General features: G+C 71.6%; 16 protein-coding genes. 11 read left to right on the forward strand and 5 right to left on the reverse strand.

The features are described from left to right. Nucleotides 1-71: 71 nt before the first annotated feature. The gene (locus F5972_RS00515; protein WP_150929990.1) at nt 72-983 is read right to left on the reverse strand and encodes an SDR family oxidoreductase; all 912 of its coding nucleotides are present in this window, start codon (nt 981-983) and stop codon (nt 72-74) included. Between the two features lie 166 nt (nt 984-1,149). On the opposite strand from F5972_RS00515, the gene F5972_RS00520 reads away from it, so the two are divergent. Then, nucleotides 1,150-2,796 (forward strand): acyl-CoA mutase large subunit family protein, encoded by a 1,647-nt coding sequence (locus F5972_RS00520; protein ID WP_191909870.1) that lies wholly within the window; start codon nt 1,150-1,152, stop codon nt 2,794-2,796. Then, nucleotides 2,781-3,182: a cobalamin B12-binding domain-containing protein gene (locus tag F5972_RS00525; RefSeq protein ID WP_191909871.1), complete on the forward strand. Its 402-nt coding sequence runs from the start codon at nt 2,781-2,783 to the stop codon at nt 3,180-3,182. Before F5972_RS00520 ends, F5972_RS00525 begins: the two co-directional genes overlap by 16 nt. A 152-nt stretch (nt 3,183-3,334) precedes the next feature. Here the strand turns inward: F5972_RS00525 and F5972_RS00530 are convergent, their stop codons facing one another. Next, nucleotides 3,335-4,141 carry an arylamine N-acetyltransferase family protein gene (locus tag F5972_RS00530; RefSeq protein WP_150929996.1) on the reverse strand — a complete coding sequence of 269 codons (807 nt, stop codon included), beginning with the start codon at nt 4,139-4,141 and terminating at the stop codon, nt 3,335-3,337. Nucleotides 4,142-4,311: 170 nt separating this feature from the next. On the opposite strand from F5972_RS00530, the gene F5972_RS00535 reads away from it, so the two are divergent. The 4 genes from F5972_RS00535 (at nt 4,312) to F5972_RS00550 (ending at nt 9,084) form a co-directional block, all read left to right on the forward strand. Beyond that, nucleotides 4,312-5,196, forward strand: coding sequence for an aminotransferase class I/II-fold pyridoxal phosphate-dependent enzyme (locus F5972_RS00535; protein WP_150929998.1), 885 nt, complete (start codon nt 4,312-4,314; stop codon nt 5,194-5,196). A gap of 311 nt (nt 5,197-5,507) precedes the next feature. Beyond that, a complete protein-coding gene (locus F5972_RS00540; protein ID WP_225311062.1) occupies nt 5,508-6,113 on the forward strand; it encodes a DUF4956 domain-containing protein in 606 nt (201 codons plus the stop codon). After that, a complete protein-coding gene (locus F5972_RS00545) occupies nt 6,110-6,940 on the forward strand; it encodes a polyphosphate polymerase domain-containing protein (protein ID WP_150930000.1) in 831 nt (276 codons plus the stop codon). Before F5972_RS00540 ends, F5972_RS00545 begins: the two co-directional genes overlap by 4 nt. After that, the gene (locus F5972_RS00550; RefSeq protein WP_150930003.1) at nt 6,931-9,084 is read left to right on the forward strand and encodes a CotH kinase family protein; all 2,154 of its coding nucleotides are present in this window, start codon (nt 6,931-6,933) and stop codon (nt 9,082-9,084) included. Before F5972_RS00545 ends, F5972_RS00550 begins: the two co-directional genes overlap by 10 nt. Nucleotides 9,085-9,163: 79 nt before the next feature. Here the strand turns inward: F5972_RS00550 and F5972_RS36840 are convergent, their stop codons facing one another. Then, nucleotides 9,164-9,481 (reverse strand): ATP-binding protein, encoded by a 318-nt coding sequence (locus F5972_RS36840; RefSeq protein ID WP_191909872.1) that lies wholly within the window; start codon nt 9,479-9,481, stop codon nt 9,164-9,166. A 174-nt stretch (nt 9,482-9,655) separates the two neighbouring features. Between F5972_RS36840 and F5972_RS00560 the strand changes: the two genes are divergently transcribed. Genes F5972_RS00560 through F5972_RS00570 form a run of 3 tightly spaced genes read left to right on the forward strand, consistent with a single transcriptional unit; the run spans nt 9,656 to nt 12,479 of the window. Beyond that, a complete protein-coding gene (locus F5972_RS00560; protein ID WP_191909873.1) occupies nt 9,656-10,564 on the forward strand; it encodes a CPBP family intramembrane glutamic endopeptidase in 909 nt (302 codons plus the stop codon). Continuing rightward, nucleotides 10,561-11,838, forward strand: a complete 1,278-nt coding sequence (locus F5972_RS00565; RefSeq protein WP_150930007.1) for a sensor histidine kinase — start codon at nt 10,561-10,563, stop codon at nt 11,836-11,838. Before F5972_RS00560 ends, F5972_RS00565 begins: the two co-directional genes overlap by 4 nt. Next, a complete protein-coding gene (locus F5972_RS00570; protein WP_150930009.1) occupies nt 11,826-12,479 on the forward strand; it encodes a LuxR C-terminal-related transcriptional regulator in 654 nt (217 codons plus the stop codon). Before F5972_RS00565 ends, F5972_RS00570 begins: the two co-directional genes overlap by 13 nt. A gap of 81 nt (nt 12,480-12,560) precedes the next feature. On the opposite strand, the gene F5972_RS00575 is transcribed toward F5972_RS00570, so the two are convergent. Further along, complete coding sequence (locus tag F5972_RS00575; protein ID WP_150930011.1) at nt 12,561-13,187, reverse strand: ATP-binding protein; 627 nt, start codon at nt 13,185-13,187, stop codon at nt 12,561-12,563. Nucleotides 13,188-13,212: 25 nt separating this feature from the next. Between F5972_RS00575 and F5972_RS39235 the strand changes: the two genes are divergently transcribed. Further along, nucleotides 13,213-13,626 carry a DUF5753 domain-containing protein gene (locus tag F5972_RS39235; protein ID WP_404803027.1) on the forward strand — a complete coding sequence of 138 codons (414 nt, stop codon included), beginning with the start codon at nt 13,213-13,215 and terminating at the stop codon, nt 13,624-13,626. Nucleotides 13,627-13,691: 65 nt separating this feature from the next. After that, nucleotides 13,692-13,901: a DUF397 domain-containing protein gene (locus F5972_RS00585; RefSeq protein WP_150930015.1), complete on the forward strand. Its 210-nt coding sequence runs from the start codon at nt 13,692-13,694 to the stop codon at nt 13,899-13,901. 114 nt (nt 13,902-14,015) lie between these two features. On the opposite strand, the gene F5972_RS00590 is transcribed toward F5972_RS00585, so the two are convergent. Then, the gene (locus F5972_RS00590) at nt 14,016-15,017 is read right to left on the reverse strand and encodes a glycoside hydrolase family 11 protein (RefSeq protein WP_150930017.1); all 1,002 of its coding nucleotides are present in this window, start codon (nt 15,015-15,017) and stop codon (nt 14,016-14,018) included. Between the last annotated feature and the right edge of the window lie 299 nt (nt 15,018-15,316).

A 15,316-nucleotide genomic window follows, 5' to 3' on the forward strand; every position in this document is an offset into this window, starting at 1 on the left:
CTAACGAGAGGGGCTCTCACCCCGGTCTCCCCGCCGCCGTTCCCCGCGTTCTACGCGGCCGGACGGCCGGCTCAGCGATATCCCGTCGTGTCGGCCGGCAGGCCGCGGTCCTGCACCTCGACCAGATAGCGCCACGCGTCCGGTTGACTGCCGTCGACGTCGGTGAAGTCGTAGACCCGCGCGAGCTGCCCGCTGGAGAGGGACTGGCCGTTCCAGCGGGCCACCTCGGAGTCGCCGGCGAGGGCCGCGACGGCGCGTCCCACGTACGCGGGGGTCTCGGAGATGGCGAAGTGGGGGGAGAACTTCGTGGCGTCGCGCCAGTTCTCCTCGCTCACGCCGAACTGCTCCAGCATGAACTCCGAGCGCAGCCATCCGGGGGTGAGCAGCACGGCCGTGCAGCCGAACGACTTCAGCTCGTGCGCCAGGGCGAAGGCGATGCGGCTGACCGCGCCCTTGGCCACGTCGTAGAAGAAGGAGACCCGGTAGTTGGCGGCGTTGTACTCGTCGGTGCCGTCGGTCACCTCCACCACCAGGCCGCCCGGGTTCTTGATCAGCAGAGGCAGCGCGAAGTGGCTGGTGATCGCGTGGGTGTCCACGGCCAGGCGGAGCTGGTGGAGGCCGTACTCCAGGTCCGACTCCCAGACCGGCTTGTCCCACTCCATCTTGGTCGCGCCCCAGATGTCGTTGACCAGGACGTGCAGGGCGCCCTGCTCCTTCTCGATCCGGGCGACCAGCGCCCGCACCTCCTCGGGCACGAGGTGGTCCACACGCACCGGGATGCCGTGGCCGCCGGCCGCGTCGACCAGGGCCGCGGTCTCCTCGATGGTCTCCGGCCGGTCCATCTCCGAGCGGCCGGACTCGCTCGACCGTCCGGTGCAGTAGACGGTCGCGCCCGCGGCGCCCAGCTCGACCGCTATTCCCCTGCCCGCTCCCCGGGTCGCACCGGCGACCAGAGCGACCTTGCCCGTCAAGGAACCCGTCATGGAGCACACCGTACGACGTGGGCGGCCGGGGCACGGGGGAATGACCCCTAGTCTGTCAGGTCCGGTTCGAGCGCCCGCCGCACGCCCTCTCACCTGCGACTCCGGCCGATCTCGGGGTGGTCTCGGCGATTGGTCACCAACGCGCGCACCTGTCAGCCTCGGCCTCATGGACGGCGTCAGGAAGCAGCCGGCGGAGGACGCGCCGATCCGTTCGGCGAGCGGCGTGCCGTTGCCGGAGGTGGCGGTGCCCGGCACGGCGGAGCGGCACCCCGTGGACCCGGACGGCGGACCGGACAACCGGCTGGGCCTGCCGGGTGAGTTTCCGTACACCCGCGGCATCCGTCCGGGGATGTACCGCGAGCGTCCCTGGACCATCCGGCAGCTCGCCGGGTTCGGCACCGCCCAGGAGACCAACGCGCGTTACCGGATGCTGCTCGACGGCGGGGCCACCGGGATCAACGGCGTCTTCGACTATCCCAGCCTGCGGGCCTTCGACTCCGACGACCCGAGAGCCGGGGCCGACGTCGGCCGCGGCGGCGTCGCCGTGGACCTGCGCGGCGACTTCGACACGCTCTTCGACGGCATCCCGCTGGACGAGGTGAGCGTCTCGCTGGTCTCCTCCCAGCCGATCGGGGCGGTGCCCCACCTCGCGATGTACGTGCGGTCGGCCGAGCGGCGCGGCTTCGCGCCCGCCCGCCTCGCGGGCACCAGCCAGAACGACTTCCTGATGGAGACGGCGATCACCATCGCGCCCGAGGCGCTGCCGCCCGCCGGGTCCTTCCGGCTGGCCTGCGACCTGGCCGAGTTCGCGCTCCGGACGATGCCGCGCTGGAACCCGGTCAGCGTGAGCGGCTACAACTACCGCGAGGCCGGCGCGGACGCGGTCCTGGAGATGGCGCTGTGCCTGGCCCACGGGCAGGCCGTCGTACGGGCGCTGCTCGACCGCGGCCTCGCCGCCGAGCCGGTCCTCGCCCGGGTCACCTTCTTCCTCAGCGCCCACAGCGACTTCTTCGAGGAGGTCGCGAAGTATCGCGCGCTGCGCCGCATGTGGGCCCACTGGGTGCGCGACGAGCTCGGCGTCCGCGACCCGCGGGCGCAGCTGCTGCGCTACCACGTCCAGACGTCGGGGGTCACCAACAGCGCCCGGCACGCGCACGTCAACATCGCGCGGAGCGCCCTGCAGGGCCTCGCGGCGGTGTGCGGCGGCACCCAGTCGCTGCACGTCAACGGGTACGACGAGGCGGTGTGCATCCCGAGCGAGCACGCCGCGCTGACCGCGCTGCGCACGCAGTACGTGCTGCTGCACGAGACCGGGGTGGCGAAGGTCGCCGACCCCCTCGGCGGCAGCTACCTCGTGGAGTACCTCACCGACGCGCTGGAGGAGCGGGCCCGGAGCGTCCTGGAGCGCATCGGGGAGCTCGGCGGGATCGTCGCCGCGACCGAGCGGGGATGGGTGCACGCGGAGCTCGCGCGCACCGCCTTCGCCGAGCAGAAGGCGATCGAGAACGGCGAGCGCCTGGTCGTCGGCGTCAACACGCAACTCGACGGCGACGCCGAGGAGCTCGACCGCTTCGAGCTGCCGGACGGCAGCCTCGACCGGCAGGTGGCCGCGCTGGAGCGGGCGCGGTCCCGCCGCGACGGGGAGGCGGCCGGCGTCGCCCTCAAGCGGGTCGCCCGCGCCTGCCGGGACGGCGAGAACGTCATGCCGGCGGTCCTCGACGCGGTCGACGCGGATGTCACGTTGGGCGAGCTCGGCCGGGTGTTCCGCGACGAGCTGGGACGATGGGAGTTCCCGTTGTGGCAGGAGAGCTGAGCGGCCGCAAGGGCGTCGTGGCGAAGCTGGGGATGGACGCCCACTGGCGGGGCGCCATCGTGGTGTGCAACGGGCTGCGGGAGGCCGGGATGGACGTGGTCTATCTCGGGCACACCACCCCCGCCGACCTCGTGGCCGCCGTCCGCCGGGAGCGGCCCGACATGGTGGGGTTGTCCTCTCTGTCGGGCAACCACCTGCAGGAGTGCCGCCGCCTGATGAGCGCCCTGGGCGCCGAGGGGCTGGGGGATCTGCGGGTCGTCGTCGGCGGCACGATCCCGGCCGAGGACCGTGACACGCTGCTGGCCCTGGGCGTCGACCAGATCTTCGGCACCGGCAGCCGCCTCGACGTCATCGTCGACGAGGTCGCCGCCCTGCTCGACAAGTGAACCCGGCCCCCAGCCCGGCCACCTGGCTCGACCACTGAGCACGACCGCCGGGCTGGTGGATCCCCCCGGTCCCCGGGCCTCGCGGGTGGCGCTGCGTACGCCGGGCGCCGGGGGAAGGCGACCGCGCGAGGCCCGAAGGCGTTCCGGGCGGTTCAGGCGTTGAGGGGCTCCGTCGTGGCGAAGCGCTCGGCGTAGCAGGCTCCGGGCGACCGGTCGAGGTCGATGCCGAAGATGTCGCGGTAGGCCGCCACGACCGCCTGCTCGTCCTCCAGCGTCACCTCCGTCGTACGGCCGCCAGACGTCGTGATCAGCCGGTTGCCGTGCAGCGTCACCCGGCCGTCGGGGGTGCTGAGCGAGCAGAGGTCCATCGCGTTCCAGAACGACTCGGGCGACACCTGGTGCCAGTCCCAGGACGGCACGAAGTCGCGCAGCCGCCGGGGGTGCGCCTCGACCCGGTAGCGCGGGCTGCCGTCGCAGTACACGTCGAGGTCGCCGTGGCCGGCCTCGACCACCCGGAACTCGCCGCCGGGGTCGCGCTGCGGCTCGTCGGTGTCCATGCGCAGCGGGAACACGTTGAACTGGCCGAACCCGACGTCCACGAGCCAGGGGCCGTCCAGCTCCACCCGGAGGACGAGGTGGTCGAGCGGGAAGACGGGCGTGCCGTCCTCCTCGAACACCGCCGCCGCGAGCAACGTGACGTCGTACCCGATCTCGCGCAGCAGCGCGGCGAAGGCCCCGTTGAGCTCGTAGCACCCGCCGCCGCGGCGCAGCCGTACGAGCTTGTCGAGGAACACGTCCTCGTCGAGGGTGACCGGTGTGCCGAGACGGGTGTAGATGTTCTCCCAGGGCACGTGGTAGAGGTGCCGCTGGTGCAGCTCACGCAACGTGTCGAGGTCTGCCGCGCGCGGCGCCGGCGCGCCGATGCGGTCGAGATAGGCGCGCATCATCCGCTGGTCCATGCGTTCGATCGTGCCATCGCGCGGGCTCCGGGGGCGGCCCGCGAGAGCGGCCCAAGACCACGCGGAGGCGGGTCTGAGGCCACGGCGGCGGTGGGATGCGGCTGAGACCACGCTGATAGCGCGCCCGGCTACGGTGCGACCAGCCCTGTTGTCCTTACAGGAGGACGGCCATGCGCACCTTGTCCTGTTCCGCCCCGGACCTGGCCGGGCGGATCGCCCGGCGCCACTTCGTCGGGCAGGACAGGGTCGCCGTCGCCGCGGACGCCGACGAGCTGATCCGCCTGCTCGCCGCCTCGCACCACGCCGATCCCCGGCCCGCCGTGATCAACGCGCAGACCCGGCGCGGGCACGCCGACAGCCTGCGCGCCGCCGGGATGCCGTTCGTGGAGCTGCCCCTGCGCGACTACCGGATCTGCGCCGAGGAGCTGTGCGCGCGGATGGCGCACGGCGCCGGCATGGTCGTCGTGGCCCACCCGCACGATCCGACGGGTGGAGTGCTCGGCGCCGAGTCCGTACGGTCGCTGTGCGCGGCGGCCCGGCGGTACGGCACGCTCGTCGTGTTCGACGAGTCGAGCGCGGAGTTCGCGCTGGGCCCGGGCTTCACCTCCGCCCGGTGGAACGCGCGGTACGGGTCGCACGTCTGCGTGCTGCGGACCTACGGGTCGCCGGGGTTCGGCTACCTGATCGGGGCGCCCGCGGTGGTGGGACGCCTGCCCGCGCCGCGTCCGCCCGCCGCCGCCCCGGCCCACGATGTGGTCGTGCTGGAACGCCTCCGCGCCGCCAACCGGTCCGCCCGGGAGTCGCTGTGCCGGGGGCTGGCGGAACTGGGCGTCGAGTTCCTCCCCTCGGCCGCCGACTTCGTGCTCGTCCGGCTGCCGGGGACGGCGTCGCGGGTCGCGGAGGAACTGCGCGCGGCGGGTCACTCATCGGCCGCCGACATGGCCCCCATCGGGCTGCGCGACCACCTGCGCGTGCCGGTCGGCCGGGAGGACGACGTGGCCGCGCTCCTCGGACTCCTCCGGACGGTCCTGGCCGCCTCCCCGGCCGTCGGCTGACCACACCCTCCCTCTCCGTACGGCGAGTGCGCTGAAAGTTTCTCCGTACCCCGGTCGGAGCGTCCCGCCTTCGGCGCCTTTTACTCGCGCTGGAGAATAAGTCATTCCGCCTGTCAACCGCCCCGGACGAGGAAAGATCGCTCCTCGGCGGTGGAACGGGCACGCACGGGTTCATTGACCGGCATCTGTGGTTCACCTATCGTTCCGGGCGAGTTCTCGAAATGTTTCCCTTATCGAGTGAAAACTTTCGACGCCTCTGCCGGGCCCGCCACGACGCGGGGCGGCCCGGCAGCGACTCAGGAGGAACGAACGTGGTGTCGCAGCTCGTCCTGTTCGCCATCGACCTCTGCGCGGTGGTGGTCCTCGTCTTCGGGCTCTACTTCCCGCGCCACCGCCGCCGCGATCTGGTCGTCTCCTACCTCGGGGTCAACATCGGGGTCCTCGCGGTGGCGAGCGCGCTGAGCGCCAGCGACACCGGCGCCGGGCTCGGGCTGGGCCTGGCGTTGTTCGGGGTGCTGTCCATCATCCGGCTGCGCTCGACGGAGCTCGACCAGCACGAGGTCGCGTACTATTTCTCGGCCCTCGCCCTGGGCATCCTCGGCGCGCTGAGCACCACCTCGGCGTGGCTCAGCGGCGGCCTGATGGCGCTCATCGTCGTGGTGATGTTCCTCGGCGACCATCGGCGGCTGTTCCGGCACTACCGCCACCAGATCCTCGTGCTCGACTCGGCGATCACCGACCACGGCGTGCTCGTCGCGCACCTGGAACGGCTGCTCGACGCCCGGGTGCACGCCGTCACCGTCCAGCGGCTCGACCTGGTCAACGAGACGACGATGGTCGACGTCCGGTACGCGCTGGCCCCGGCCCCCCTGACCGCCGAATCCGGCACGCCCGCGCACGCGGGAGCGCGGGGATGACCGCGGCGCCCATCGGGCCGGCCCTGGCCCGGCTGGCCCCCGTCGGGCTCGCCGACCTGGTCGAACGCGCCGCCCTGCAGACCCGGGTGGACCGCAAGTACCTCGTCGCCGAGGACGCGCTGCCGCGCCTGCTGGAGCGGCTCACGCCGTACGCGCGGGTGCTGGAGATCGACGGCGAGCGCGCCTTCCGCTACAGGTCGGTGTACTTCGACACCCCTCAGCTGACCAGTTATCACCGTACGGCGTACCGCAGGCGACGGCGCTTCAAGGTGCGCACCCGCACCTACCTCGACTCCGCGGAGTGCTGGCTGGAGGTCAAGATCAGCGGCGCGCGGGGCAGCGTCACCAAGCACCGCCTGCCGTACCACCCGGGAGACTGCGACACCGTACGCCCGGGGCGCGGCTTCGTCGACGAGACGCTCGCCCGCGAGTCGGCCGGCCCCGTCGCCGGGACATCCCTCGACCCGGTCCTCACCACGGAGTATCGGCGCGTCACCCTGCTGCTGCCGGACACCGCGAGCCGGATCACCATCGACACCGGGCTCGCCTGGCGGGCCGCGGGCTCCGCGCTGCGCCTGCCCGGCCTCGTCGTGGTCGAGACCAAGAGCACCTCGGCCGCCACGCCGGTCGACCGCCTGTTGTGGCGGGCGGGGACGAGACCCGCCCGCATCTCGAAGTACGCCACCGGCCTGGCCGCTCTGCGCCCGGACCTGCCCGCCGTGCCCTGGCGGCGGACCCTGCGCCGCCACTTCCGGGACGCCGCACCGGCGGCGGACCCGCCGCCCGTCATCTCCCAACGCCCAGAACAGGAGGCATCGTGCGTGTGACCCTCCCCGGCACCGGTGCCGCCGCGACCCGCCGCACCACCAGGGTCTCGGCCGCCGCCGTGCTTCTCGCGGGACTTCTCCTCCCGTACGCGTCGAGCGCGCCGGCGCAGGCCGCTCCCCCGCCCCGGACCACGAGCGGCGCGACCGCCGCGGTGCCGGCGGCGTCCACGGCGGCCGCGTCGGCCGCGGCTGACGACCTCACCGGTGACATCGCCTTCTCCGTGCCGAGCGGCACCTTCCAGGGACAGGTGTCGGTGTCGCTGAGCACCGCGATCGGCGGAGCCGAGATCCGCTACACCACCGACGGAAAGCCGCCGACCGCGGCATCGGCGCTCTACCAGGGCACACCGCTGCGGTTCACCCGTACGACCGAGTTGCGGGCGCAGGCCTTCACCGGAGGCGCGGCGTCCGGAAAGCCTGGAACGGCCGTGTACGCCGCCCGCGACACCACGACGGCCCACGACCTGCCGGTGGTCCTGATCGACTCCTACGGCGCGGGCAAGCCCGGCCGGGACTATGTCGACACCGCCACCATGATCTTCGACCCGGGCGGCGGCGGGACGACGTCACTGGCCGCAGCCCCGGCGGTCGCCACCCGCGCCGGAGTCCATCTGCGGGGCCAGTCGTCGGCCTCGTTCGAGAAGGCGCCGTACCGCGTGGAGTTCTGGGACAACGACAACGACGACGCCGACTACCCGGTGCTGGGGATGCCCGCCGACTCCGACTGGGTGCTGCGCGGGCCGTACCCCGACAAGTCGCTGATCCGGGAGGCCCTCGTCTACGACCTCGGCAAGGAGATGGGGTTACAGGCGCCGCGCTACCGGTTCGTGGAGCTGTATCTCAACACCGACAGCGGCCCGGTGCGCTCCGACGACTACATGGGCGTCTACATGCTCGTCGAGACGATCAAGAACACCAAGAACCGGCTCGACCTCAAGAAGCTGCACGAGGACGACACGACCCTGCCGAAGATCCAGGGCGGGTACATCTGGAAGTTCGAGTGGATGGCCGCCGAGGAACCGACGTTGCCGTGCGGCGGGGCGTCGTCCACCTGCTGGAGCTACCTCGAAGTGGTCGACCCGTCGCCGCTGCAGGCGCAGCAGAAGGAATGGCTGCGCACCTACATCCAGGATTTCCACAACGTGCTGCACTCGCAGAACTTCGCCGACCCGGACACCGGCTACCGGGCGTACATCGACGTGAACTCCTTCGTCGACCAGCTCATCGTCTACGAGCTGAGCCGGAACATGGACGCGAACTACCGCAGCGCCTACTTCTACAAGGACCGGGACACCAAGATCTTCGCCGGTCCACTGTGGGACTACGACCTCACGTTCGGCGTGGGCGGGTTCTTCCAGAACGACCAGACCTCGGGCTGGCAGTACCAGCAGACCCGGCAGCCGGTCGCCAACGACTGGTTCACCCAGCTCCTGCGGGACCCGGCCTTCGTCGACCAGGTCAGGGCGCGCTGGCAGTCGTTGCGTCGCGGCGTGCTCTCCGACTCCGCGTTGCAGAGCAGGATCGACGCGCTCTCGCGGCCGCTGACCAACGCCGCGCAGCGCAACTTCCAGCGCTGGCCGAACCTCACGACCCGGACCATCGGCTTCTTCGTCACCCCGACCGCGTCCACATGGCAGGGCCAGGTGCAGTACATGCGGGACTGGATGCTGCGCCGAGCGGCGTGGCTCGACACCACGGCCGCGTGGGGCGGCCCGACCACGTCCCCGAGTCCCTCCCCCAGCCCTTCACCCAGCACGTCACCCAGTCCCTCACCCAGCCCGTCGTCCAGTCCCTCACCCAGCCCGTCGTCCAGTCCGTCGTCCAGCCCGTCGCCGTCGGGCGGTGCTCCGGGCGCGTGTTCGGCGACGATGCGGGTGGTCGGTTCGTGGCCCGGGGGCTTCCAGGGTGAGGTCACGGTGCGCGCCGGCAACGCACCGGTCAGCGGCTGGACCGTCACCTGGGCCTGGCCCGGTTCGCAGACCGTCACCCAGGTGTGGAGCGGCACACGCTCGGGCTCCGGATCGACCGTGACCGTGCGCAACGAGTCGTGGAACGGCTCGCTCGCCGCCAACACGAGCACGACATTCGGCTTCCTCGCCAACGGGTCGGCGGAGACCCCGGCGGCCACCTGCACCAGCCCCTAGCCTCACCCTCCGCCTGATCCCGTGGTGTGGCGGTGGGGTCCGCACCACGGGGTCACGCGTGTGCCGGCGGCCCGTACGGTCACCGGCGGGCGGCCACTCGGAACCAGACCGTCGCACCGGCGTCGTCACGCCATGTGCCCCACGCGGTGGCGAGTCCGTCCACCAGCCACAGGCCGCGCCCGCCGACGGCCTCGATGTCCGGCACCGCACCACCGGGGCAGCGGCGTCTCGTCTGACGACCTCCGACGTGTCGGTGGAGACGACCCTGCGTCGCACCCGGTAGACGCCGGGCGACCCTTGCCGCCACCTCGTCGAGCATCTCCCGCTCGACCGCCTGCGCGGGCTCGGACGGCCCGGCGGCGTACGGGTAGACGCCCTCGGTCTTCCATTCCTGCACGAGGCGGACCCTGCGTTCCTGTTCACACCTTTTGAAGTGGGCATGGAGCTTCTCCCGCGCGAGTGCCAGGAGGGGGTCAACCCCCGCGACGGCCGGAGGACAACCGTCTGTCAGCACGCGGGGCCGCGCTCCTAGCGTCGGGTCGGCAGAGACCCCATGACGAGGAGGCGGGACATGACGACCGCGACCGCCGCATCCGCGGTGAACAGAGGCCGGATCGCACGTGTCTTCCGCGAGCCCTCCGGACGTCCGCGCAAGGGCTGGCGCCTGACCTGTTACCTCGCCCTGGTGATGGCCGCGACGGGGACGGCGAGCATCGTCGCCCATGGCTCGCGGGTGGCGAACCTGCTCGCCCATCTGGTGATCGCAGCGGCCGCCGTGGGACTGGCCTACGTGTTCCGCCGCCACGTGGACCGCCGCGAGTGGTCGTCGATCGGCCTGTCGCGGTGGTCCGGGCGGGACGTCCTGACCGGGTTCGCCACCGGTGCGGTGTCCCTGACCGCCGTGTTCGCGCTGTCCTGGGCGCTCGGCTGGATCCAGGTCACCGGCACGGAGCTGAGCGAGAGGTCACCGGCCGCGGTGCTCGGCGGGCTCGCCACCGGCCTGATCATGTACGCGGCCAGTGCTGTCATGCAGGAGACGGCCTTCCGCGGCTACGCGTTGCAGACGCTGGCCGACGGCTGGCCGATGCGGCGGGCCGCGATGGTGTCGGGACTGCTGTTCGTCCTGCCGCATTTCTCGGGACCGCCGTCGTCCCCGTTGCTGGTCGTGGTCCTCTCGGCCGACCTCATGCTGATGGCCGGATTCTTCGTACTGACCCGGCTGGCCACCGGCGGACTGTGGCTGGCGATCGGCTTCCACACCTCCTGGAACTGGGCGATGGACACGGTGCTGTCGATGGACACCGAGGTGGGCGCCGACTACGGCCACGCGCTGGTCCATGTCGCCGGCCAGGCCCAGTCGTTCGGACTCGGCAGCGGCGGCGCGGTGGAGTGGTTGTATCTGGTCAACAGCGCGATCCTGTGCTGCGCATACTGGTTGATCACGCGGAGACGCCGGCGGGGTGGGGGAGGCGGTCGATGAGAGGGCTGCGCCGGGCGCTGATCGAGCCGGTCCGCGCCCGCACCTGGCGGGAGACGGGGCATCTGCTGCTCGGCGCGCCGATTTCTGTCATGTGCCTGCTGTTCGTGGTCGTGACCGCGTACGCCCTGCTGGCCGGCCTCACCGTGGTGGGACTGGCGGCGCTGGCCGCCGTGGTCACCGCCGCCCGGGTGGTCGGGGTCGTCGAGCGCGCCCGCGCCCGGGTGGTGCTGAAGCTGCGCGTCGCGGCGCCGCCGCCGCGGCCACGCACCCGTCCGGGAGCGGCCGGCTGGATCCGCGACGCGCTCGCCGACCGCACCGGGTGGCGGTGCCTGCTGTACGCGGTGCTCGCCGTCCCGCTCGGCGTGGCGCAGGCGTACCTGGTGGCGCTGTGGTGGGGGCTGGGAGCGCTGAGCGCCACCTGTCCGCTCTGGTATCCGTGGCTCCCCTCCCTCGACGGGCACCAGACCGGAGAGGTGACCGTGGCGGTGTGGCGCTGGTACCCCGTCCGGTGGCCGTACCCGCCGCTGATCTGCGTGCTCGGAGTGGCCGCCCTGCTGGTCGCGCCATGGCTCGTACACGCCCTCACGGCTCTGGACCGGCTGCGGCTGCGGCTCGTGGCCGCCTCCGGCGAGGACGAGCGGATACAGACCATGACGCGCCGCCGCGACCAGGCCGTCGAACAGGCCGGGGCACACCTGCGCCGCATCGAACGCGACCTGCACGACGGCGCGCAGGTCCGCATGGTGGCCCTGGCGATGGAGCTGGGACGCGCCCGCGAAGAGCTCGAGGCCGAGGCCGCACCGCATCCGGCCGCGGCGCGGGTCGCCGCCGCCCACGCCGAGGCCAAACAGGCGCTGGCCGAGTTGCGGGAGCTCGCCCGCGGCATCTACCCGGCCGTGCTGACCGATCTCGGTCTCGACGGCGCCGTACCCCTGCTGACCGCCCGCTGCCACGTCCCGGTCACCACCGACATCGGCCTGACGGCCCGGCCCCCCGCCACGGTGGAGGCCACGGCATACTTCTGCGTCGGCGAGCTGCTCGCCAACCTCAGCAAGCACAGCGGGGCCGACAACGGCTGGGTGCGCGTCCGCCGGCGCGGCGACCTGCTGTCGATCGAGGTCGGGGACGACGGCGCGGGCGGCGCCGTCGCGCACCCCACCGGGGGACTCGCCGGGCTGACGGACCGGGTCGGCAGCGTCGGCGGCGTCCTGACCATCGACAGCCCCGCCGGCGGACCCACTCTGATCACCGTGGAGCTGCCGTGCGCATCGTGATCGCCGAGGACGCCGTGCTGCTCCGCGACGGGCTGACCCGGCTGCTTAGCGACAAACACCACGAGGTCGTCGCAGGCGTCGCCGACGCCGACGCCCTGCTCGCCGCGATCGCCGAGCACCGGCCGGATCTGGCTGTCGTCGACATCCGGATGCCGCCGACGTTCACCGATGAAGGGCTGCGCGCCGCCTTCGCCATCCGCAGCGGCCACCCCGGGGTGGCCGTGCTGCTGTTGTCGCAGTATGTGGTGGACCGTTACGCCGTTGATCTGCTCGGCGGTGACATCCGCGGCATCGGTTACCTGCTCAAGGACCGCGTCGCGGACGTCGGCGACTTCCTGCGCGCCGTCGACGAGGTCGGCGCCGGCGGCACCGTCATCGATCCCGAGGTCGTGCGCCAGCTGCTCAACCGCGGTCGCCGCGACCCCCACCTGCACGCCCTGACGGAACGCGAACGCCAGGTGCTCACGGCGATGGCCGAGGGCCGTTCCAACGCCTCGATCGCCCGCACCCTCCACATCTCGGAAGGATCGGTCGAGAAACACGTGGCGAGCATCTTCCCCAAACTCGGCCTCCATGCCGACCGCGACACGCACCGGCGCGTCCTGGCCGTCATCGCCTACCTCCGCGACACCGCCGGCTGACCCGCGTCGCCGCCGGCCCGTGTCGGCCGTGCGGGTCACCCGGCGCATCCGGGCCGGGCCGGCCGCGCGTCCGCCGTACGGTCACCGGCGGGCGGCCACTCGGAACCAGACCGTCGCACCGGCGTCGTCACGCCATGTGCCCCACGCGGTGGCGAGTCCGTCCACCAGCCAGAGGCCGCGCCCGCCGACGGCCTCGATGTCCGGCGCCCGCACCACCGGCGCGCCGGTGGCCGATCCGCCGTCGCGCACCTCGACGCGTACGCCTCCGCTGTCGCAGGTCACCCGAACCGCCACCCGGCCGTCCTCGTCGCGCCCCGAGCCGGAGTGCGTGACGGCGTTGGTGACCACCTCGCTCAGCAGCAGCACCACGTCGTCGAGGACCGGTGCCGCGACCCGCTCTCCGAGCAGGCCGCGCGCCCACTTCCGAGCCTCGGGGACCGACCTGTCCGCCCGGGGAACTCCTGTCGCCAGGTGCCGTACGGCCGGGGGATCGGCGCGGCGCGCACGCCCGCACCGCGCGGCTTCCGGCCCGTCCCGGCGAACCCTTCGTGCCGCTCGCCCGCCGTCACCGATCGCCTCCAGCCTGAAGGTCCGGCCTCCCGGCCGGCGTCCCCGCCCTGCGCGGCCCTCCCCTCGCCCGGTTGGCGGAGGAGTTTCACCGCGTTCATCCGGGATCGACCGTGCAGCCGCCGAGCCCGCCGCCCGCATCCTCCGTTCCTGGGACCCCCTCCTGATCCCCGGCCTCCTCCAGACCGAGGCGTACGCCCGGCATCTGTTCAGCGGAGGACGGCAGATCGGTCGCGAAGAGGTGGAGCAGCATGTCGAAGCTCGTATGCAGCGGCAGCGGATCCTCGATCGGGACGAATCCCCGACTTACCTGGCCCTCGTCGACGAAGGCGTGTTGCGCCGCAGGATCGGCCGAGCCGAATCGATGCTGGAGCAGCTCGATCACCTGATTGAGAGCACGCGACGGCCCACCGTCGCCATCCAGGTTGTCGATCCGGAATGCGTGGCGGGACTGGCAGGCGCCTTCATGATCGCGGAGTTCGCGCGCGGCGAGCCCGACGCCGTCCACGCGGATTCACCCGTGCAGGGACATATCACTACCGATTGCGACCACGTTTCCGCGATTTGGAAGCGCTATTAGGCGATACGACTGTGGGCCTACCCTGAGCACATATCCCTCCGAATCATCGAGGAAGTGAGACGCGAGTGGACCTGAGTGCCGCCGTCTGGCGAAAGTCGTCGCGTTCCTCGGACAACGGCGGTCAGTGTGTCGAGGTGGCCGTCAACCTGCCGGGGGTGGTCGCCGTACGGGACAGCAAGGACCCGGACGGCCCCACGCTGGCCTTCACCCCCGCCGAATGGCAGGCATTCGTCAGCGGCATCAAAACCGGAGAGTTCGACTCCCTGATCTGCTGAAGATCAGGCGGTAACCATCGCCGGCGCACCTCTCCAAGGACGCGCTCGGGTGGGACGGGAACGAGGCGCGGCGGGTGTGAGCCGCCGCGCCCTGTGTGCCGTGTGGTGGGTGGGTCAGCTCGCCGAGCAGGAGACCGACGGCCAGGTCCAGTTGCCGTTGTGCTGGATCGTCACACCCCAGTTGTTGCCACTGCCGTTGGGCCTGGCGACCAGCTGCTGGGAGCTGGGATAGCTGGCGCTGACGTTCCAGGTGGAGAGGACCTTCGCCGGGGACGGCACGTTCATCGTGACGGTCCAGTTGCTCGAACCGCTCACCGAGACGTTGAGGTTGTACCGGTCACTCCACTGCTGACCGGCGGAGAGCGTCGCGGTGCAGCCGCCGTTGCCGGGAGGCGGAGTGGTGGGGTTCGACGTGGGGTTGCCGCCGTCGGAGGAGCCCCCGATGGTGATGTTGGAGTTGCCGCTGCTCTGGTAGCCCTCGGTGGCGAGGATCTGGTAGTCGTGGCTGCCGAGCTGCATGCCGTAGCGGGCCCAGGCGTCGAAGTGGTTGCCGACGGTGATGGTGCCACCGGTCCGCTTCTGCTGCCGGACGCTCCAGTACTGGTTGAACGTCTGGTTCCCGTCGATGGACGGAGCGTTGTACCGGGTCGTCTGGTAGACGTCGTAGGTGCCGCCGTCAGAGGTCACCGTGCCCTTGTACGTCCCCGTCGGGCGGTAGGTGCCCCAGTTGTCGACGATGTAGTACTCCACCAGCGGACCGCGGGTCCAGCCATAGACCGCCAGGTAGGCGTTGCCGGACGGGTTGAAGCTGCCGGAGTAGGTGATGGTCCGGCGTCCGCCGGGCTTCCAGCCCTTGCCGGCGACGAAGTTGCCGGTGTTCCGCCAGGAGGTGCTGTAGTTCCCGCCCGAGCCCAGGTCCATCGAGACGGTGCCCTGGCTGTCGGTCCAGAACGAGAAGAAGTACCCGTTGTTGGTACCGGTCTGGTTCGTGGTGACGGCCGCGTGGGCCACACCGGGCAGCAGCGCCACCGCCGCGGCCAGCACCACCGCGGCCGTACGGCCGATCAACGACCGCAGACGGCCGCGGCCTCTCATGTGCACGTGAACGTCGTTCATGTACGTACTTCCTCCTCGTGAACAAGCCGAAGACGGCAGGGAGAACGGTCGCGGCCAGCAATCGTGGTCATCCCGATGCCGAAACTATCGGCGCATTGGCGAAAGTATCGGCACGCCTGACTTGGAGTGTCAACGATTTCGGAGGGCCCGTAGAACCCTTTGAGCAGGTGGCGATTCGGGTAAACGCTGGTCGCCCAGTCGCACGAGGCCGAACTCCGAGGAGTGAAGAGCCGGTCAATCTCGGTGAAAGTTTCACGATTCCGGCTACACCACGCAGCGAGTCAGGCGCGGGACGCGAG

It is taken from the genome of Microbispora cellulosiformans (assembly GCF_008728085.1).
Classification (GTDB): domain Bacteria; phylum Actinomycetota; class Actinomycetes; order Streptosporangiales; family Streptosporangiaceae; genus Microbispora; species Microbispora amethystogenes.

Bases quoted from the DNA above. Each gene is read 5' to 3' on its own strand.
- F5972_RS00515 (WP_150929990.1), bottom strand. From the start codon at position 983: ATGACGGGTTCCTTGACGGGCAAGGTCGCTCTGGTCGCCGGTGCGACC.
- F5972_RS00520 (WP_191909870.1), top strand. From the start codon at position 1,150: ATGGACGGCGTCAGGAAGCAGCCGGCGGAGGACGCGCCGATCCGTTCG.
- F5972_RS00530 (WP_150929996.1), bottom strand. From the start codon at position 4,141: ATGGACCAGCGGATGATGCGCGCCTATCTCGACCGCATCGGCGCGCCG.
- F5972_RS00535 (WP_150929998.1), top strand. From the start codon at position 4,312: ATGCGCACCTTGTCCTGTTCCGCCCCGGACCTGGCCGGGCGGATCGCC.
- F5972_RS00545 (WP_150930000.1), top strand. From the start codon at position 6,110: ATGACCGCGGCGCCCATCGGGCCGGCCCTGGCCCGGCTGGCCCCCGTC.
- F5972_RS00560 (WP_191909873.1), top strand. From the start codon at position 9,656: ATGACGACCGCGACCGCCGCATCCGCGGTGAACAGAGGCCGGATCGCA.
- F5972_RS00565 (WP_150930007.1), top strand. From the start codon at position 10,561: ATGAGAGGGCTGCGCCGGGCGCTGATCGAGCCGGTCCGCGCCCGCACC.
- F5972_RS00575 (WP_150930011.1), bottom strand. From the start codon at position 13,187: ATGCGGGCGGCGGGCTCGGCGGCTGCACGGTCGATCCCGGATGAACGC.
- F5972_RS00590 (WP_150930017.1), bottom strand. From the start codon at position 15,017: ATGAACGACGTTCACGTGCACATGAGAGGCCGCGGCCGTCTGCGGTCG.